General features: G+C 74.0%; 20 protein-coding genes. 11 read left to right on the top strand and 9 right to left on the bottom strand.

Annotation, left to right across the window (positions count from 1 at the left end; genetic code table 11):
• Positions 1 to 86: 86 nt before the first annotated feature.
• Positions 87 to 1,451, bottom strand: coding sequence for an NtaA/DmoA family FMN-dependent monooxygenase (locus ACWGN5_RS01500; RefSeq protein WP_453510522.1), 1,365 nt, complete (start codon positions 1,449 to 1,451; stop codon positions 87 to 89).
• Positions 1,448 to 2,575, bottom strand: coding sequence for an LLM class flavin-dependent oxidoreductase (locus ACWGN5_RS01495; RefSeq protein ID WP_453510520.1), 1,128 nt, complete (start codon positions 2,573 to 2,575; stop codon positions 1,448 to 1,450). The genes ACWGN5_RS01500 and ACWGN5_RS01495 overlap by 4 nt, the downstream gene beginning before the upstream one ends.
• A 500-nt stretch (positions 2,576 to 3,075) precedes the next feature.
• Here ACWGN5_RS01495 and ACWGN5_RS01490 point away from each other — a divergent pair, with 500 nt between their 5' ends.
• Positions 3,076 to 4,248 (top strand): alpha/beta hydrolase family protein, encoded by a 1,173-nt coding sequence (locus ACWGN5_RS01490; protein ID WP_453510519.1) that lies wholly within the window; start codon positions 3,076 to 3,078, stop codon positions 4,246 to 4,248.
• Between the two features lie 18 nt (positions 4,249 to 4,266).
• Here ACWGN5_RS01490 and ACWGN5_RS01485 read toward each other — a convergent pair whose 3' ends face one another.
• The 3 genes from ACWGN5_RS01485 to ACWGN5_RS01475 form a co-directional block, all read right to left on the bottom strand.
• The gene (locus tag ACWGN5_RS01485; protein ID WP_179199903.1) at positions 4,267 to 4,851 is read right to left on the bottom strand and encodes a nucleosidase; all 585 of its coding nucleotides are present in this window, start codon (positions 4,849 to 4,851) and stop codon (positions 4,267 to 4,269) included.
• Between the two features lie 94 nt (positions 4,852 to 4,945).
• Positions 4,946 to 6,331 carry a VWA domain-containing protein gene (locus ACWGN5_RS01480; RefSeq protein WP_453510517.1) on the bottom strand — a complete coding sequence of 462 codons (1,386 nt, stop codon included), beginning with the start codon at positions 6,329 to 6,331 and terminating at the stop codon, positions 4,946 to 4,948.
• Entirely contained in the window at positions 6,328 to 7,215 is an 888-nt protein-coding gene (locus ACWGN5_RS01475) for an AAA family ATPase (protein WP_453510515.1), read from the bottom strand. Before ACWGN5_RS01475 ends, ACWGN5_RS01480 begins: the two co-directional genes overlap by 4 nt.
• A gap of 180 nt (positions 7,216 to 7,395) precedes the next feature.
• Here ACWGN5_RS01475 and ACWGN5_RS01470 point away from each other — a divergent pair, with 180 nt between their 5' ends.
• Complete coding sequence (locus tag ACWGN5_RS01470) at positions 7,396 to 8,514, top strand: PP2C family protein-serine/threonine phosphatase (RefSeq protein WP_453510513.1); 1,119 nt, start codon at positions 7,396 to 7,398, stop codon at positions 8,512 to 8,514.
• Positions 8,515 to 8,650: 136 nt separating this feature from the next.
• Positions 8,651 to 9,016 (top strand): luciferase domain-containing protein, encoded by a 366-nt coding sequence (locus tag ACWGN5_RS01465; protein WP_245727810.1) that lies wholly within the window; start codon positions 8,651 to 8,653, stop codon positions 9,014 to 9,016.
• Between the two features lie 6 nt (positions 9,017 to 9,022).
• Here the strand turns inward: ACWGN5_RS01465 and ACWGN5_RS01460 are convergent, their stop codons facing one another.
• Positions 9,023 to 9,529 carry a PaaI family thioesterase gene (locus tag ACWGN5_RS01460; RefSeq protein ID WP_453510511.1) on the bottom strand — a complete coding sequence of 169 codons (507 nt, stop codon included), beginning with the start codon at positions 9,527 to 9,529 and terminating at the stop codon, positions 9,023 to 9,025.
• Positions 9,530 to 9,636: 107 nt separating this feature from the next.
• Between ACWGN5_RS01460 and ACWGN5_RS01455 the strand changes: the two genes are divergently transcribed.
• Together ACWGN5_RS01455 and ACWGN5_RS01450 are read left to right on the top strand one after the other, a co-directional pair.
• Entirely contained in the window at positions 9,637 to 10,113 is a 477-nt protein-coding gene (locus ACWGN5_RS01455) for a winged helix-turn-helix transcriptional regulator (protein ID WP_453510509.1), read from the top strand.
• Positions 10,114 to 10,322: 209 nt separating this feature from the next.
• Positions 10,323 to 11,180, top strand: a complete 858-nt coding sequence (locus tag ACWGN5_RS01450) for a YhjD/YihY/BrkB family envelope integrity protein (RefSeq protein ID WP_453510507.1) — start codon at positions 10,323 to 10,325, stop codon at positions 11,178 to 11,180.
• Positions 11,181 to 11,194: 14 nt separating this feature from the next.
• On the opposite strand, the gene ACWGN5_RS01445 is transcribed toward ACWGN5_RS01450, so the two are convergent.
• Both ACWGN5_RS01445 and ACWGN5_RS01440 read right to left on the bottom strand, forming a co-directional pair.
• Positions 11,195 to 12,046: an ABC transporter permease gene (locus ACWGN5_RS01445; protein ID WP_453510505.1), complete on the bottom strand. Its 852-nt coding sequence runs from the start codon at positions 12,044 to 12,046 to the stop codon at positions 11,195 to 11,197.
• Positions 12,043 to 12,951: an ABC transporter ATP-binding protein gene (locus ACWGN5_RS01440; protein ID WP_453510503.1), complete on the bottom strand. Its 909-nt coding sequence runs from the start codon at positions 12,949 to 12,951 to the stop codon at positions 12,043 to 12,045. Before ACWGN5_RS01440 ends, ACWGN5_RS01445 begins: the two co-directional genes overlap by 4 nt.
• A gap of 134 nt (positions 12,952 to 13,085) precedes the next feature.
• On the opposite strand from ACWGN5_RS01440, the gene ACWGN5_RS01435 reads away from it, so the two are divergent.
• The 3 genes from ACWGN5_RS01435 (at position 13,086) to ACWGN5_RS01425 (ending at position 15,644) form a co-directional block, all read left to right on the top strand.
• Positions 13,086 to 14,333, top strand: a complete 1,248-nt coding sequence (locus ACWGN5_RS01435) for a sensor histidine kinase (protein ID WP_453510502.1) — start codon at positions 13,086 to 13,088, stop codon at positions 14,331 to 14,333.
• Positions 14,330 to 15,010, top strand: a complete 681-nt coding sequence (locus ACWGN5_RS01430; protein ID WP_453510500.1) for a response regulator transcription factor — start codon at positions 14,330 to 14,332, stop codon at positions 15,008 to 15,010. The genes ACWGN5_RS01435 and ACWGN5_RS01430 overlap by 4 nt, the downstream gene beginning before the upstream one ends.
• A gap of 130 nt (positions 15,011 to 15,140) precedes the next feature.
• Positions 15,141 to 15,644 carry an NUDIX domain-containing protein gene (locus ACWGN5_RS01425; RefSeq protein WP_453510498.1) on the top strand — a complete coding sequence of 168 codons (504 nt, stop codon included), beginning with the start codon at positions 15,141 to 15,143 and terminating at the stop codon, positions 15,642 to 15,644.
• A 43-nt stretch (positions 15,645 to 15,687) separates the two neighbouring features.
• Here ACWGN5_RS01425 and ACWGN5_RS01420 read toward each other — a convergent pair whose 3' ends face one another.
• The gene (locus ACWGN5_RS01420) at positions 15,688 to 16,212 is read right to left on the bottom strand and encodes an AMIN-like domain-containing (lipo)protein (protein ID WP_453510627.1); all 525 of its coding nucleotides are present in this window, start codon (positions 16,210 to 16,212) and stop codon (positions 15,688 to 15,690) included.
• A 118-nt stretch (positions 16,213 to 16,330) separates the two neighbouring features.
• Here ACWGN5_RS01420 and ACWGN5_RS01415 point away from each other — a divergent pair, with 118 nt between their 5' ends.
• From ACWGN5_RS01415 to ACWGN5_RS01405, 3 genes are all read left to right on the top strand, one after another.
• On the top strand, positions 16,331 to 16,993 hold the full coding sequence (locus ACWGN5_RS01415; protein ID WP_453510497.1) for a DUF6629 family protein: 663 nt from the start codon (positions 16,331 to 16,333) through the stop codon (positions 16,991 to 16,993).
• A gap of 11 nt (positions 16,994 to 17,004) precedes the next feature.
• Positions 17,005 to 17,217 (top strand): hypothetical protein, encoded by a 213-nt coding sequence (locus ACWGN5_RS01410; RefSeq protein WP_453510495.1) that lies wholly within the window; start codon positions 17,005 to 17,007, stop codon positions 17,215 to 17,217.
• A 124-nt stretch (positions 17,218 to 17,341) separates the two neighbouring features.
• Positions 17,342 to 17,845, top strand: a complete 504-nt coding sequence (locus ACWGN5_RS01405; protein ID WP_453510493.1) for a peptidylprolyl isomerase — start codon at positions 17,342 to 17,344, stop codon at positions 17,843 to 17,845.
• Positions 17,846 to 17,957: the final 112 nt, after the last annotated feature.

Raw genomic sequence — 17,957 nt, 5'->3', positions numbered from 1 at the left:
TCCTTCTTCGTGGCCCCGGGGGGGGTGTTGGGCGGGGCGGCGGGGGGGGGGGGGGGCCCCCCCCCCGCCCCCCCGCCTCCGTGGTGTCACGCCACCGGCGCGAGCCCCAGATGCTCCCGGAGCGTCGTCCCCGTGTACGCCGTCCGGTACACGCCCCGCTCCTGGAGCTCCGGCACGAGCAGCTCGACGATGTCGTCGAGCCCGTCCGGCACCAGGTACGGCGAGATGTTGAAGCCGTCGACGGCCCCGTGCCGCGCGAACCGGGCGAACTTGTCCGCGAGCCCCGCCGGGGTGCCGACGTGGCCGTGCTGCGGACCGAGTTCGATGACCGTCTCGCGCAGCGACCAGCCGTTGGCCTCGGCCTTCGCCCGCCACTCGGCCACCACGGCACGCGGGTCGCCGAGCAGACGGGTGCCGAACTTCCCGTCGTACGCGGCGAGCACCGGATCCTCGGCCGGCAGCGGACCGTCCGCGTCCCGCCCGGACAGGTCGAAGCCCCACAGCCGGCTCGCGATGCCCAGCGCCACCGCGGGGGTGACCTGCTGGAGGCGGACCCAGCGGGCCTTCTCCTCCGCCTCCTTCTCGGTCGCCCCGATGACGATCTCCGTGCCGGGCAGGATCCGCAGGGCGTCCTCGGGCCGCCCGGCCGCCCGCAGCCGGCGCCGGATGTCCTCGGCGAAGGCGAGCGCGTCGTCGAAGTCGTCCCCGTGCGCGGAGAAGATCACGTCCGCGTTTCGGGCCGCGAAGTCCCGGCCGTCGCCGGAGTCGCCCGCCTGGAAGATCACGGGGTGCCCCTGCGCGCTGCGCGGCAGCGTCGGCGCCAGATCGACGTCGAAGTGGTCGGTCCGCGTCCGTACGCGTCCCACCGCACCCGGGACCGACCAGGACCGGGCGTCGGCGGATCCCGCGACCGCGCCCTCCGCCCAGCCGTTCCACACCGCGCGGGCGACGGAGAGGAACTCCTCGGCGCGCCGGTAGCGGTCGGCGTGGTCCAGGAAGCCGCCCCGCCGGAAGTTCTCGCCGGTCCAGGCGTTGTGGGTGGTCACCATGTTCCAGCCGGCCCGCCCGCCGGAGAGCAGGTCGAGTCCGGCGAGCCGCCGGGCGAGGTCGCCGGGCTCGTTGAAGGTGGTGTTGGAGGTGGAGACGAGACCGATCCGCTCGGTCGCCGCGGCGAGCGCCGACAGCTGCGTGATCGAGTCCGGCCGGCCGGCGACGTCCAGCTCGTGGACGCCGCCCTCCGACTCGCGCAGCCGCAGGCCGTCACCGAGGAAGAAGGCGTCGAAGAGCCCGCGTTCGGCGGTCCTGGCCACCCGCAGGAAGGTCGCCGGGTCGATCTGGGAACCACTGGACGGGTCCGACCAGATCGTCCAGTGGTTGACGCCCTGCACGAAGACACCGAAGTGCAGTCGGGCGTCCGGGCGCGGGACGTCGTCGAAGTCGGCGCGGGTCATCGGGTCTCCTCCCGGACGAGCGCGGCGGCACCGTCGGTCGTGAAGCGGCTGAGGGGCCGGGGGAGGCCCAGGGAGGTGCGCAGGGTGGTGCCCGGCAGCGGACGCGCGGCGATCCGCCGGACGAACAGCTCGGGCAGGACGAGACGGGAGAGCACGGCCAGGTCCTCGTCGAGGACGAGCGGACGCAGCCGCACCCCGTCCACATGACCGCCGAGCTCCGTCAGGAGGTCCAGCAGACCGGCGGCGGAACCGGAGTACCGCAGCCGGTCCCCGCCGCCCTCCCACGGGGCGTACCGCTCCAGGTCGGCGATCCGCTCCCGCGCCGTGGCGCCCGGGGTGTCGAGGGCGACCTCGATCTCGGCGAAGGCGAGCGGCGCCCCGGCGGCCGCGGCCGCCTCGCCCGCCTCGGCCGGCGTCGCACCGCCGACCAGCGCCACATCGGCGAGACCGGCCGGGACGAGACCCGCGGGGGCGAGGACGACGGGACGGCCCTGCGGCGGACGCGGCACGATCGACGGGCCCTTCACGGAGTACGTCTCGCCCGTGAAGTCGATGGCGTGGAGCCGCGAGCGGTCCAGGTAGCGGCTGGTGGCCACCGACCGGATCACCGCGTCGTCCTCCCACGAGTCCCACAGGTCCCGTACGACACGGAGCCCGTCACGGGCCTCGCGGGCGATCGCGTCGGCGCCCTCGACGAGCGGCCGCCCCCAGGCGCGGGCGGCGGCGGGGTCCTCCTCGGCCCCGACCACCCACCCGGCCCGGCCGGCCGACACGTGGTCGAGCGTGGAGAGCTGCGAGGAGATGTGGAACGGCTCGGCGTACGTGGTCGCCACGACCGGGGCGACGCCGATGACGCTCGTCGACGCGGCGGCGAACGCCGCCCGCTCCACCGCGCCGATCCGTCCCACGGGACCGGAACCGGCGGGGGACCCGTCACCGGGCGGCAGGATCGAGTCCTCGAGGGTGACCAGGGTGAAGCCGGCGTTCTCGGCGGCGGCCGCGACCCGGGCGAGCCGACGCGGGGTCAGCAGCTCGCCGGGGGAGTGCGCGGCACGGCGCCACGCGGCGGGATGGGCACCGTCGCCGTCGATCTCGACGGCCAGGTGCAGGGCGGGGCGGGGCATGGGAGTCCTTCCGAACGACAGGGACGCGCGACGGCGCGGCAGCGGTGCGGAGCACGGCTGCGCGGGGCCGGGCGACGGGACGTCACGGGACGCGCGGACCCACGCGGGGCGGGGTCGGGGCCTGTCCGGCGGATCACGGCCGGGGCGGACAGGTCCTAGGCGCGAGGGGAAGGACAGATGGCCGAGGAGGTACGGCAGTAGTCGACATGTCGACGGCAGACGAGGCGGGTGCCCGAACGGGCGGAGACATGCGCCGCGGTGAGCGTTGCGAGCACGTGCGCCTCCCCCCGGTTCCGGTCCCGTCCGGGGTGCGGACGGCGACTCCTCACCATAGGCAGCCCGCCTTCGCCACTGTCAAGATCGTCTCGAACGCCGGGACGTCTGGGCGGGTCAAGTCCCGCCGGGCGCCCCGGACCGGACACCGGGTCAGACTCTGGGCTGATCGAAGGTAGCCCCGTGGACGGACGCGCCGGTCCTGCTCCCGCGCCTAGCGTGCCCCCATGATCCGATTCACCAGGGCGGCCGCGGCCGCCGTTCTCGTCTGCTCCCTCGCCTTACCTGCCGGCGTCGCCGCGGCGGCCGACCCGCACGGGCCCACCACGGGCGCTCCCACGCAGGCCGCACGGGCCGTCACCCTGCCGGACCCCACCGGGCCGTACTCCGTCGGCAGCACGGTCCTGCCGCTCGTCGACCGCTCCCGTACCGATCCATGGGTACCCACCGCCGACGGCCGCGCGCTCATGGTCACGCTCCACTACCCGGCCGCCCACCCCGGCGGCGGCCGCCCCGCCCCGTACGCCACCCGGGACGAGTCCCGGCTGCTCGCCGAACAGCTCGGGCCCGGCGTCTCCGGCGACGTCCTCGCCCGCACGCGCACCCACAGCAGGACCGACGTACGGCCCGCATCCGGGCGGCACCCCCTGGTGCTGCTCTCGCCGGGATTCAGCGTCTCCCGCTGGACGCTCACGAACCTCGCCGAGGACCTTGCCTCCCGGGGCTACGTCGTCGCCTCCGTGGACCACGCCTACGAGTCGTACGGGATCAGCCTGCCCGGCGGCCGCACCCTCACCTGCGTCGCCTGCACGGCCCTGGAGGAGGGCGGGGTGCACGGCAGCGTCGTCACCACGACGCGCGCCGCCGACATGCGGTACGTCCTGGACCGGCTCACCGGGCCCGAACCCGCCTGGCGGTACGCCGGTGTGATCGACGCGCGGCGCGTCGGCATGGCCGGCCACTCCATCGGCGGGGCGAGCGCCGCCTCCGCGATGGCCGCCGACCCGCGGATCGACGCCGGAATCAACATGGACGGCTCCTTCTGGGAGGAGCTCCCGGCGGAGGGCCTGCGGGGACGCCCGTTCCTCATGCTCGGCACCCACGACGAGATGCACCTGCCCGGCGGGAAGGACACCAGCTGGGACCGGACCTGGTCCCGGCTCGACGGCTGGAAGCGCTGGATCACGGTCGCCGGATCCGAGCACTTCACCTTCTCCGACGGACCCGTGATCCAGCGTCACTTCGGACTGCCCCAGCCGGAACTGCCCGCCGACCGGGCCGTCGCCGTCACCCGGACGTACGTCGCGGCCTTCTTCGACCAGCACCTGCGCGGGATCCCGCGCCCGGTCCTCGACGGCCCGACGCCCGCCGACCCGGAGGTCCACTTCCAGCACCGCTGACCCGCGGCGGGGCGGAGGTCAGGAGCGGTACGGGGTGTTCGCCTCCGCCCAGTCGGCCAGCGCCCGCGCGCACTCGGCGACCGATTCGCGCCAGGTGCGCGCGGCACCGTCACCGGCCTCGTCGCTGACGTGCTTCACGATGCGCAGCGGCACCCCGGCGAGCTCCGCGGCCGCCGCGAGCGCGTACCCCTCCATGTCGACCAGGGGCGCCCGCTCCGCGAGCCGGGCGCGGGCCGCCTCGTCCGAGATGAACGCGTCGCCGGTGGCGAGGACCACGTCACCGCCGTCCGGCAGCGTCAGCGGCGCGCCGTAGGTCTCGCCGGTCAGCGTGGCGAGCAGCTGCCCGTCGAGGTCGTGCTGGAGCACCGTGCCGACGACGTGCGTCCCGGTCCAGCCGGGCCGCAGGGCTCCGGCCGTCCCCAGGTTCACGATCCCGGACGGCCGGGGCCCCCGGCCGAGCACGGTCGCGAGCGCGGTGGCCGCGTTCACCTTGCCCATGCCGGTGAGCAGGACCGGCAGCTCGGTGTCGAGGAACTGCGCCTCTTCCTTGACCGCGAGCACGAGCAGGGGCCGGTCGGCGGTGATCTCTCCCAAGAGTTCCATGGGGGTCACGCTAGTTCGAGGGCCCGCCCGTCGTACAACCGGGCGGGCCCCGGCCCGGCGAAACATTCCGTGAGGACGGCGCCGTGCCCCGTCCTCACACGGGCAGCAGCCGGCCGATCAGCTCCCCGAGCTGGCGGGCGTTGCGGCACGGGCGCATCTCGACGAGCTCCGCGTAGGCCGGGGCCACCGAGTCGCCGGTACCCCAGAGCGAGGGCTGCTCGGGGTTGAGCCAGTGGACCCGCCGCGCGCGGGCCGCGACGCTCCGGAGCGCCGCGAGGTTCGGGTCGGCGCCGTTGGTGCGGGCGTCGCCGAGGACGAAGACCACCGTGCGCGGGCCGATGGCCTCCGCATACCGCTCGGCGAACTCCCCGAGCGCCGTCCCGTAGTCGCTCTGCCCGTGCCAGCCCGTGAGCTCCGCCTCCGCGAGGATCCGGTCGCCGAGCCCCGCCGGGTCCGCCGCGCCCCGCGCGATGAGCCCGGTCACCTCGTCCACCCGGTTGACGAAGGCGAACACCCGCACCCGGCTGAACTGGTCGTGCAAGGCCTGCACCAGGAGCATCGTGAACTGGGCGAACCCGGCCACCGACCCCGACACGTCGCACAGCAGGACCAGCTCGGGACGCCGGGGACGGCGCCGCCGCAGGACCGGGCGCACCGGCACGCCGCCGGTCGAGAGCGAGCCGCGCAGCGTCCGCCGCAGATCGATCTCCCCGCGTGACGCCCGGCGCCGCCGCGCCGCGAGCCGGGTGGCCAGCTTCCGCGCCAGCGGCCGTACCGTACGACGCAACTCGTCCAGCTGTGCCCGCCCGGCGATCAGGAAGTCCACGCTGTCCGCCGTCCCCGCGACCGCCCGCCGCGCGACCCGGTCACGGCCCTGGCGCTCGGCGACGCGCCGCCGGGCCTCGGTCCGCACCCGCTCCCGGAAGGCCTCGATCCGCCGCCGGATCTCGTCGTCGAGGAGCCGCTCGGTGAAGTCGGGCTCCTCGTCCGCGGCCGCCGCCCGCAGCCGGTCGCGCACCCGGGCGAGCAGGGTCTCGGGGCGCAGCCGGGAGAGCGTCTGGTACGAGGACCAGCCGTCCGACTCCGGGCCGGAACCGAAGCCGCCGAACCCGCCCACCGCCTCCGCGGCCAGCCGGTCGAGGGCGGCGCCGTCACCGGCGGTGAGGGCCTCCGCGAGCCGGTCCCGGAGCGCCGCCAGGTCCGCGGCGGTGTTCTCGTACGCCTCGGCCGCCCCGGGAGCGCCGCCGAGCGGGAAGTACAGGTCGAAGACCTGGTCGAACACCGCGCGCTGCCCCTCCCCGTGCAGCAGCGTGGCCGCCAGCGCCTCCCTGAGCCGCTCCCGGTCGGTGAAGCCGACCGCTTCGAGCGCGAGGCCCGCGTCGACGGTCTCGCCGGTGCCGATCCCGAACCCGTGGGCGCGTAGCGCCGCGACGAGCCCGGTGAGCCGCACCGCGACCGCGGCGGGGGCCGCGGGAGTCACAGCGCGTCCAGGTCGAGCTTGGCCGCCGCCTTCACGATGTCCTCCTGGTGCTTGAGGAGCACGCCGAGGGTCTCCCGTACGACCCGCTCGTCCAGCCGGTCCGCGCCGAGCGCGAGCAGCGTGCGGGCCCAGTCGATCGTCTCCGACACGGAGGGAACCTTCCGCAGGTCCATGGCCCGCAGCGCCCCCACGACCCGTACGACGGACGCGGCGAGGGCGGCGTCCAGGCCCGGCACCTTGAGGGTCACGATGCGGCGTTCCAGCTCTTCCTCGGGGAAGCCGATGTGCAGGAAGAGGCAGCGCCGGCGCAGCGCCTCGGACAGCTCGCGGCTCGCGTTCGAGGTGAGGACGGTGAACGGCCGCCGCTTCGCCGTGATGGTGCCGAGCTCGGGCACGGTCACCTGGAAGTCGCTGAGGACCTCCAGGAGCAGCCCCTCCACCTCGACGTCGGCCTTGTCGGTCTCGTCGATGAGCAGCACCGTGGGCTCCTCGGACCGGATGGCGGTGAGCAGCGGCCGGGGGAGCAGGAACTCCTCGCCGAAGATGTCCGTGCGCGTCTCGTCCCAGGACTCGCCCCGGCCGGCGGTGATCCGCAGCAGCTGCTTGGCGTGGTTCCACTCGTACAGCGCGCGGGACTCGTCGACGCCCTCGTAGCACTGCAGCCGGACCAGGCGTGACCCCGTGACCTCGGTGACGGCCTTGGCGAGCTCCGTCTTGCCGACGCCCGCGGGGCCCTCGACGAGCAGCGGCTTGCCCAGCCGGTCGGCGAGGAAGACGGTGGTGGCGACGGCCGGCGACGCCAGGTAGCCGGTGGCGGCGAGCCGTTCGGCGACGTCGTCGACGGAGGTGAAGAACCCGGTCGTGGTGGCTGATCCGGTCGTCATGCGGTCCCCCCGGGAAGCGAAAACTCGTACTGGCCAGTAGCCTCAGGTGTACTTGATCAGATCGGGCACCACCGCACAACCGTCCCGGGCGCGCACCGTGCCGCGCGCGCGACGGCGGCCGCTGGTGCAATGGGGGGACCGGGTGCACCACCCGGAGGCCCGCACGGCGGTGGAGGTGTCGTGGCGGAAAGGGACGAGGCCGCTCCGACCAGGGCGCGGGCCCTGGAGCAGGCGATCGACGAGATCGGTACGACGCTCGACGCGGCGACCACCTGCCGCGAGCTCGCGGCCTTCCTCGCGCGCCGGCTGCACGCCTCCGCCACGGTCGATCTCCTCGACGAACCGGGCGGCCCGGTCCGGCGCGCCGCCTCGGCGGGCGCGGCCGGGACGGCGGGCGCCGGCGGTGGCGACCAGGCTTCCAGCCTCGCCGTGCCCCTCGCCGTCCACGGCGGGCGCCCCCTCGGGGCGGTGATCGTCACGCGCCGCGGCGGCCCCGGTTTCACCGCCGACGAGGTCGCGGTCCTCAAACACGCGGTCCGGCTCGCCGCCCGCCACCTCGGCCATGCCCGCCGGCTCGTCGAGACCGAGGAGACCGCCCTCCACCTCCAGCGGGCCCTCGTCGCCGAACCCGGTCTGCCGCACCCCAACCTGGAGATCGCGGGCAGCTATCTCCCGGCCGGTCCGCACGCCCTCGTGGGCGGCGACTGGTTCGAGACCGTTCGGCTCCACTTCGGCCGCAGCCTCCTCGTCGTCGGCGACGTGATGGGCCACGGGCTCGACGCGGCCGTGGACATGAACGCCTACCGCGCGCTGCTCCGCGAGGTCGCCGGGACCGATCTGCCGCCGCACCGGGTGCTGCGGCACCTCGACTCCGTGGTCGCCGACGACGACGCCCGCCGGCCCGCCACCTGTCTCCTCGTCCGGGTCGACCCGGTCCGTGGCACCGCCACCTTCGCCAACGCCGGGCACCTCCCGCCCGCCGTGTTCGGCGCGGACGGCTCCGCGGAGATCGTCGACCTCCCGGTGGGGCCGCCGCTGGGCACCGGCGTCGGGGGCTACGAACCCACCACGCGCCCGCTCACCCCCGGGGAGACCCTGCTGATGTTCACCGACGGCCTCGTCGAGCGCCGCGGGGAGGACGTCGACGTCTCGCTCGGCCGCCTCGCCGCCCTCCGGCTCCCCGCGAACTCCGGGCCCCAGCAGGTCGTCGACGAGGTGCTCCAGCGGCTCGACGCCCACCGGGCGGAGGACGACGTGGCCGTCCTCGCGGCCCGCATCCGCGCCCGCCCGGCGCCATGACACAGAGTCACGCGATCCCCCCGTGGCGTCGTGACGCACGGTCACACCACCCCTGACGACGACGTGTTTCCCGCCGCGGCGGGATTATTGCCGCAGGACGCTTGTGCGCGGCCCCGGCGCCCGGCACGCTCCTCGTATGAACACGGCCAGGCATGCCAGTGAACGTCTGATGAGCTGGCCCTCGCTGACCCCCGGCCGCGCCCATTGCGGCGCCGAGCTCGGACTGGGCACCGGGACGCAGGAGATCGTCCACTTCCATGGCGAACACGAGGCGGACGTCCACCTCACCCGCGCCATGGTCGCGAAGCTGCGTCCCGCGCTCCTCGGGTCGAGCGCGGTGAGACTGCGGGCCGGATCCGGCTGGGTGACGGTCCGTCTGGACATGGGCTCGGACATCGACCTCCTCGCCACCCTGGTGAGCGCCGCACTCCAGGCCAACGGCGTCCCCGACGTCGCCCCGGACGGCTGCACCCGCACCCGTCCGGTCCCCGGCACCCGCTGAACCCGGCTACTCCGCCGGGTTCTGGGACGGAACCGGGAACAGCATGCAGGTGCTGGTCGCGTGACCCAGGAGACGGTCCTCCGCGTCGTACAGGCCCGCCTCCGCGAGAGCCGTGCGGCGCCCCTGCGACAGCACCGTGCCGACGGCCCGGATCTTGCCCGTGTCCATCGTGACCGGGCGGAGGAACCGCGTCGACAGGTCGAGCGAGGTGTACGCCATGCCCTGCGGCAGCGTGCTGTGGACCGCGCAGCCGGCGGCCGAGTCGAGCAGCGTCGCGTACACGCCGCCGTGCACGCTCCCGATCGGGTTGTAGTGCTCCTCGCCCGGTTCGATCGCGAACACCGCGCGCCCCGGCTCGACCTCCTCCAGGGTGAATCCGAGGAGGGCGGCGATCGGCGGCGCGGGCAGCCTGCCCGCCACCATCTCCCGCAGGAAGTCGATGCCCGCCATCGACATCGCGGCCCGCGCGGTGGCCCCGGCGTCCTCCCACTCGACCGTGCGTGACCGCCCCATCACCACTCCACTCCGCCCACTGTCCGACCGATCTGGCTCTGTATGGCGAAGCTAGCTGTCGTGTCGGCTGACTGTCAACGACAGAGCCAGATGGCTACAGTGGGCGCATGAACTGGCTGGATACGGATACGGAGAACTGCCCGGTCCGCCGTGCCCTGGACGTCGTGGGCGAGAAATGGAGCCTGCTCATCCTGCGCGAGGCCTTCAACGGCGTCCGCCGGTACGACGAGTTCCGCCAGCACCTCGGTCTCTCCGAAGCGGTCCTCGCCGACCGCCTCCGCAAGCTCGTCGCCGCCGGCGTGCTGCGCAGTGAGCCCTACCGTGAACCGGGCGCCCGTACCCGCCACGAGTACCGCCTCACCCGCAAGGGCGTCGACCTCTGGCCCGTACTCCTCGCCCTCAAGCAGTGGGGGGACACCCACGCCGCCGAGCCCGAGGGGCCCGTCCTCGACATCCGGCACGCCGACTGCGGCGCCCCCGTCCGCGTCGTCGTCCAGTGCGACGGCGAGGAGCGGGCCACCCTCACGGCCCGCGAGGTCACCGTCCGCCCGGGCCCGGCCGCCCGCCCCCGCCGCGCCGGCTGACCCACCGGCCCTTCCGCGCCGGCTGACCCACCGGCCCTTCCGTGCCGGCTGACACCTCACCGCCCCCGCCGTGCCGGCTGACACCCCACCGGCCCCGCCGTGCCGGCTGACACCCCGCCGGCCCCGCCACCCCCGATGCCTTCGTCCACCCCACCCGTTCGGCCGCATCCCTGCGATGCCCCGGCGTCCGGCCGGGTACCTCACCAGGCATGCCCTCCACACCCGGTCCGCCGCGCGACGGTGCCCCCGCCGAACACGGCCACTGGTTCGCACGGCTCCACGCCCGCGTCCTCGCCTCGTCCGTCGGACTCACCTGGAGCCGCGGCCGGGCCATGGAACTCATGCACCGGGCCATGGGCTTCGCGGCGCTCAGCCTGCTCACCCTCGTCCCCCTGCTGATCGTCGTCGCCGCCGCCGACCTCGCCAGCGGCCAGGGCTTCGCCCGCTGGCTGGTGCAGGGCCTCGGCGTCTCCGACGTCTCCGAGGAGGAGGTCGAGCAGCTCTTCGGCCAGCCGGGACAGGCCCTGCAACGCACCACCGCCTTCGGCCTCGCCGCCCTCGCCGCCTTCGGTGTCACCTTCGGATCCGCCGTACAGACCGGGTACGAGCGGGTCTGGGACCTCCCCACCGCCCGCTGGCACACCATGTGGCGGCACGTCGTCTGGCTCGCCGTCCTCGTCGCCTCCCTGCTGCTGTTCGTCGCCTTCCCCGCACCCGACAACGCCCCGGCGGGCATCACCACGGTCGTTGCCCTCGGCGACCTCCTCGGCACCTTCTTCTTCTTCTGGTGGTCCCAGCGCTTCCTGCTCTGCGGTCGCATCCGCTGGCGCGCCCTCGCCCCCGGCGCCGTCCTCACCGCGCTCGGCCTCCTCGGGCTGCGGATCTTCTCGCAGCTGGTCTTCTCCCCGCTGATCGCCTCGAACGCCGTGACGTACGGCCAGTTCGGCACCGTCCTCGTCCTGCAGTCCTGGCTCGTCGGCGTCGGCTTCGTCGTGTACGGAGGCGCCCTCGTCGGGCGCCTCGTCCACGAACACCTCGTCCGCCGCAGGCTGCGACGCCTCCTGTGACCGGTCTCCGACCGCTACTGGTCCCGGCGCCGGACCGCGAGGACCGTCACCACCGCCCCGCCCAGGACCCACAGCGCGTACACCAGCCAGGCACCGCCCGCCGACCAGGGGAACAGCTCCTCGGCGGGCGGTCCCGCGTCCGCGAGCCGCTGCCAGGCGTGCAGCGGGGTCGCGTGGGCGAGCACCGCCGTCACGTGACGCCGCTCCGAGAGCAGCGCGGGCAGCAGCAGGACCAGGACGACCGAGCCGACGATCGAGCCCGCGCTCTTCCGCAGCAGCGCGCCGACCGCCATCCCGGCCACCGCGCACACCGGGGCCAGGAGCGCCGAGGCCAGGACGATGCGCGGCGCTCCCGGATGGCTGATCGGGAGCCCGATGTCCCGCGTCGACAGCACCGCCTGGGTCGACCAGAACGAAGCGGTCGCGACCACCGCACCGAACACGGTCTGCGTCACCGCCACGACCAGCACCTTCGCCGCCATGAGCGCACCCCGCGCCGGCACCGCCGTGAACGTCGTACGGATCAGCCCGCTGCTGTACTCGCCGACCACCGCGACCGCCCCCATGGCGGCCGAGGAGAGGATCAGGACCAGCGCCGCGTTGTACGTGAAGGCGTCCCAGAGCGCCATGTCGTTCGCCACGAACTCGGCCCGGCTCTGCGCGTCGTACTGCAGCCAGTAGCGGTAGTGGTCCCAGGCGGTGCCCAGGTTGAAGGCGACCACGACGAGCGCCCCGAGCAGCAGCGACCAGCCCGTCGAGGGCAACGACCACAGCTTCAGCCACTCCGACCCCACCAGGTCGCGGAACCGGGCGCGGGGTTCCACGACGGAGGCCTCGGGAACCACGGGAAGATCGAGGGTCGTCATCGGGCGTCTCCTGCCAGGTACTCGACGCTGTCGGCGGTCAGTTCCATGAACGCCTCCTCAAGGGAGGCCGTACGGGTGGTCAGCTGGTCGAGCAGCACCCGGTGCTCCAGGGCCAGTTCGCCGATGCGGGCCGCGGGGAGCCCGGTCACCGTCAGCAGCCCGGCCTCCTCCTCGACCTCCGCCCCTTCCCCGAGCAGCAGCGCCGTCATTCCGGCCCGGTCCGGGGTGCCGACCGTCACGCTCAGGCGCCTGCCCCGCGCGGCGAACTCCGCGAGGCTCTCCGCCGCGATCAGCGCGCCGCGGCCGATGACCACCAGCTCGTCGGCCGTGTGCTCCATCTCCGTCATCAGATGGCTCGACACGAAGACCGTGCGGCCCTCCGCGGCGAGCCGCCGGAACAGTCCCCGCACCCACTTCACGCCCTCCGGGTCGAGGCCGTTCAGCGGCTCGTCGAACAGCAGCACCGGCGGGTCGCCGAGCAGCGCGCCGGCGATGCCGAGGCGCTGCCGCATGCCCAGCGAGTACCCGCCGATCCGACGCCCGGCCGCCCCGGCCAACCCGACCTCCTCCAGGACCTCGTCGACCCGGGAGACCGGGATGCGGTTGGAGCGCGCCAGGACCGCCAGATGCGCCCGCGCGGTCCTGCCGTCGTGCACGTCCCCGGCGTCGAGGAGCGCGCCGACGTGCCGCAGCCCGCGCGGCCGGTCCGCGAACGGCCGCCCGTCGACCGTCACCGACCCGCTCGTCGGCGCGTGCAGGCCCAGGATCATCCGCAAGGTGGTGCTCTTGCCCGAGCCGTTGGGGCCGAGGAAGCCGGTGACCCGGCCCGGCCGGACGGTGAAGGTGAGAGCGTCGACGGCGGTCGTGGCGCCGTAGCGCTTGGTGAGTTCCCTGACTTCGATCATGGGCAACACCGTGCCGTCCGGGCCCCGCGCCGGGCATCGGCCCCGCGCGGACAATCGGCGCGCGTCCCTGTCACCCCAGGTCGTACACCCTCGGTCCGATGCCCAGGGCCGGGGCCGCCGTTTACGATCACCGCATGTCCGCCACCCCGTCAGCACCGTTCCTCAGAAGGGTCACACCCGGCGGGTGGGCCGCCGTCGCCTGGGGCGCGGGCATGGTCTTCACCGCCCTCCTCCGGATCCGCGTGCCCGGTCAGGAGGAGCCGGACGTCCTGCCCGGCTTCATCATCCTGCGCTGGGACGGCCTCCTCATGCTGACGGTCGGCACTCTCCTCACCCTGCGCGGCAGCGCCCTCCTGACCCGCCGTCCCACCGCCGCCCTCACCTGCTTCCTCGTCGCCCCGGTCATCGCCTCCACCCCCCTCGGCGTCACCGCCATCCCCTTCGCCCAGTACCTCGCGGTCGATGTCGCTCTCTACGCCATCGCCGCCGCCCGCCCCCGCCGCGAGGCCTGGCGGGCGCTCCTGCTCGCCCTCGGCCTTCTCGTCGTCTACCTGGCGGTCAGGGTGCTCGCCGGCTGGACCGCCGGCACCACGGGCACCCTGGCCGTCGCCCTCACTGCCCTCGTCGCCTGGCTCCTCGGCCGCTCGGAGGGGCAGGCCCGGGAGTACGCGGAACGGAGCCGCGCGCAGGCCGCCGAACAGGCCGTCACCGCCGAACGCCTCCGGATCGCCCGCGAGATGCACGACACCGTCGCCCACAGCATCGGCATCGTCGCCCTCCAGGCGGGTGCCGCCCGGCGTGTCATCACGACCCAGCCCGAGGCCGCCCGGCAGGCCCTCACCGAGATCGAGACGGCGAGCCGCGAGACCCTCGCGGGCCTGCGCCGGATGGTCGGCGCCCTGCGCACGACGGACCCGGGGACGGAGGCGGAGCCCCCGCCCGAGGCGGAGCAGCGGGCACTTCCCGAGATGCCCGGTCTCTCCGCCCTCGACCAGCTCGCCGAACTCACCGGGAACGCCGGCGTCCGGGTCGCCGTCCGCAGGGTCGGAGCCCCGAGCCCCTTGCCCCCGGACCTCGACCTCTCCGCCTTCCGGATCGTCCAGGAGGCCGTCACCAACGTCGTACGGCACTCCGGCGCCGACCACTGCACCGTCACCGTCGACCACCGCGACCCCGAGTCCCTCGCCGTCACCGTCGAGGACCACGGCCCCGTCCCCGGCCACGCGCGCGTGAGCACGGGCCGGGGCTCCGGATACGGCCTGACCGGGATGCGGGAGCGCGTCGCGGTGCTGCACGGAGAGTTCAGCGCGGGACCACGCCCCGGCGGCGGATTCCGCGTCACCGCCCGCCTTCCCCTGCCCACAGGAGCCACCACCCGATGAACGAGACCACCGTCGAGCAGGCGGTCCGTGTCGTCCTCGCCGACGACCAGCCCCTGGTGCGCACCGCGCTCCGGATGGTCGTCACCGACACCACCGACCTTGAAGTGGTCGGCGAGGCCGCGAACGGCGCCGAGGCCGTCCGGCTCGTCGAGGAGACCGGCGCCGACGTCGTCGTCATGGACCTGCGGATGCCCGGAACGGACGGCATCGAGGCCACCCGGATCATCACCGAGGGCCCGACCGGCGCCCGCGTGGTCGTCCTCACCACCTTCGACGACGACGACCACGTGTACGCGGCGCTCCACGCGGGCGCGTCCGGATTCCTCGTCAAGGACATGGCCCTGGACGACATCCTCGCCGGCGTCCGCGTCGTCGCCTCCGGCGACGCCCTCATCGCCCCCAGCGTCACCCGGCGCCTCATCAAGCAGTTCACCGACCGCCCCAGGGCGGCCCCAGCGCCGCCGCGCCGCCGTGCCGAGGGGATCACCGACCGGGAGCGCGAGGTCCTCACCCTCGTCGGACGCGGCCTGTCCAACACCGAGGTCGCCGCCGCACTCCACATCAGCATCGCCACCGCGAAGACCTACGTCACCCGGCTGCTCGCCAAGCTGGACGCCCGCGACCGCGTGCAGCTCGTGATCATCGCGTACGAGGCAGGTCTCGTCTCCGCCGCCTGACCGTTCCGGCGACCGACCGTTCCGGGGCGCGCTCACACGATCCGGTGATCCACTCGCGAGCCGCCGGACGGCCCGCCCCGGAGCGCTTGGATGGAGGGGATCCATTCGGTCCGTCGAGAGAGAGCCGCCCATGGCGAACACCTGGCTGCCGCCCGCCGAGTACGTCGACACGCTGCCGAGAGCGACCGCGTACGCCTGCCTCTACTTCACCGACACCGCAGGCCGCCCCTTCCAGCTGAGGGCCACCTACCAGACCGACCTGTGGCAGTGGCCCGGCGGCAACATGGACCCGGGGGAGACGCCCTGGGAGACCGCCGTGCGCGAGTGCCACGAGGAGACCGGGCTCGTGTTCACCGGCGAGCCGCGCCTCCTCGCCGCCCACTTCGTCACGGACCGGGGCGAGGACTGGCCGGCCAACCACATCGGCTTCATCTTCGACGGGGGCGAGCTGACGGACGAGCAGATCGCCGCCGTCGTCCTCGACCCGGAGGAACACAGCGAGTACCGCCTGCGGACCCTGGACGAGTGGGAGCGGGAGATGAACCCGCGCGAGTTCGCCCGACTCGCCGAGATCGACCGGGCCCGGAGGTCCGGATCGACCGTGTACGTGGAGACCGGCGCCACCGGAGCGTGACGGTGGGGCCCGTCCGCCGGGACGGGCCCCACCCGGGTGGCGGTCAGGCCCGGCAGCCCACCATCGGGTGGGCGATGTCGACGACGAACCGCTCCGGCGAGTGCAGCCGGAAGGTCTTGTACACGGGCTTGGTGTCGAAGGCGGCTCCGATGGTGACCACGCCCTCGAAGTCGCCGGTGAGCGCGACCCCCTTGAGCGCGGGCAGATAGATCTTCAGCAGCCGGGGGCCCTTGTAGACGGACCGTCCGGCGTCGTCGTGGGCGGCGGCGGGGGAGAGCTTGATCTCCAGGAAGTGCTTCCCCGCCAGCGGGACCCTGTTCCCCGATCCGTCGTAGTGCAGCGAGCGGGTCTGGTGGACGGTGACCGGGGGCATGGCGCCCCGGACGTCGATCACGAGCCGGTCGAAGGTGGAGTGGCCGCCCCAGCGGGCGTTGACGACCAGGGCCGTGGCCGGGGTCGAGGTGCTCAGGGTCGGGGCGTTCGCCGCGCCGGCCGGGATCGTGGCGCCGATTCCGGCGGTCATCAGGATTCCCGCGGCGACGGCCGCGAGGGTGTGGCGGTGCTGCATGACGTCCCCCAATTTCTGCTGTTCCGGGGACAGAGGTGTCACTGGCAGAGACATCCACGACAACCATACGGTTGCACCTGATATGAGGGATATGCCTGTTCTGGGGTAAAAGTTCGTCATGTGCTGGAGTGCGACCGTCGACCTCTGGGCGGGCCTCGGGATCGGCGCCGTCGGCGTCGCCTCCCTGGCCTCCGTACGCCGCCCCGGCGACGCGCCGCTCGCCGCCCTGCCCCTGCTCCTCGGCGCCCACCAGATCGTGGAGGCCGCCGTCTGGCACGCCGAGGGCGGCACCGGGCCCGCCACCCTCGCCTGGGCCGTGATCGCCCTTCCCCTGCTGCCCCTCTGGGTGCCGCTCGGCGTCCTGGCCGCCGCCCGCCCCGCCGACCGGCCGCGCCTGTACCTCCCGCTCGCCGCCGGCCTCGCGACCGCCGCCGTCCTCGCGTACCGCCTCGCCACCCGCCCCGTCTCGGCCGAGATCCGCGGCCACACCCTCGGCTACGCGGTCGACCTGCCGTACGCGCCGGTGCTCCTCGCCGGATACCTGCTCGCCACCGTCGGCGCCCTGCTGCTCGCCCGCGACCGGCTCCTGCGGATCCTCGGCCTGCTCACCGGCGCCGGAGCGCTCGTCTGCGTCCTCCTCTGGCGCAGCGAGTTCGTCTCCACCTGGTGCGCGCTCGCGGCCGTCGCCTCGCTGCTGCTGCTCGCCTGGGCCAGAGGGCGACCGCGGACCCCACGCGCGGATCCGATCCCCTCCGACCGTAACCCGATGGCGTCTCAGTAGTTGACCAGGGCATGAAGAAGCGCAGCATGCTCGCCATCGCCTCCCTCGCCGCAGGCGTCGTCACCGCCCTCGTCACCCCGCCGCCGCAGGCGAGCGCCACGGAGAACCCGCTGGGCGGCGCCACCGGTCTCCTCCAGGAGGACCAGACCGCGGACGTCCTCCACCAGACCGTCCAGGGCGCCGAGGGCGCCCTCCAGAACCAGCAGGGCGGCGGACTGCTCTGACCCCCCGTGCCAGGTGGCGACCGGTGCCCCGCGTTCCCCGGGGAGAGCGGGGCACCGGCACGCCGTGACCCGGTAGGAGGCAGCCCGTGCGCGCGCCGTGCGCGAGTAATGACAGGATGTCCCCATGAGCGACAACGTTTACTTCGACATCACCATCAACGACGAGCCCGCGGGCCGCATCACCTTCAAGCTCTTCGACGACGTCGTCCCGAAGACGGCGCAGAACTTCCGCGAGCTCGCGACCGGCGTGCACGGCTTCGGCTACGCCGGTTCCCCGTTCCACCGCGTCATCCCGCAGTTCATGCTGCAGGGCGGCGACTTCACTCGCGGCAACGGCACCGGCGGCAAGAGCATCTACGGCGAGAAGTTCGAGGACGAGAACTTCAAGCTGAAGCACGACCGCCCGTTCCTGCTCTCCATGGCGAACGCGGGCAAGAACACCAACGGCTCGCAGTTCTTCATCACCACGATCGTCACCGACTGGCTCGACGGCAAGCACGTCGTCTTCGGCGAGGTCGTCGAGGGCCAGGACCTGGTCAAGAAGATCGAGTCCCTCGGCTCCGCCTCCGGCGCCACCAAGGCCACCATCAAGGTCGCCGAGTCCGGCATCGTCAAGTCCGAGGCCTGAGCGCCCTCGTGAGCTGAGCGAGGGCCCGGCGCCTTCGCTCGCCCACCCGGCCGGGGCGGGGACGCGGTCCATCGGATCCGCGTCCCCGCCCTTCGCCATGCGCCCCCGGTGC

This window comes from Streptomyces sp. NPDC055815, assembly GCF_053616475.1.
The sequence above is the reverse complement of the archived record's forward strand: the minus strand, read 5'-3'. Positions and strand labels throughout refer to the sequence as shown.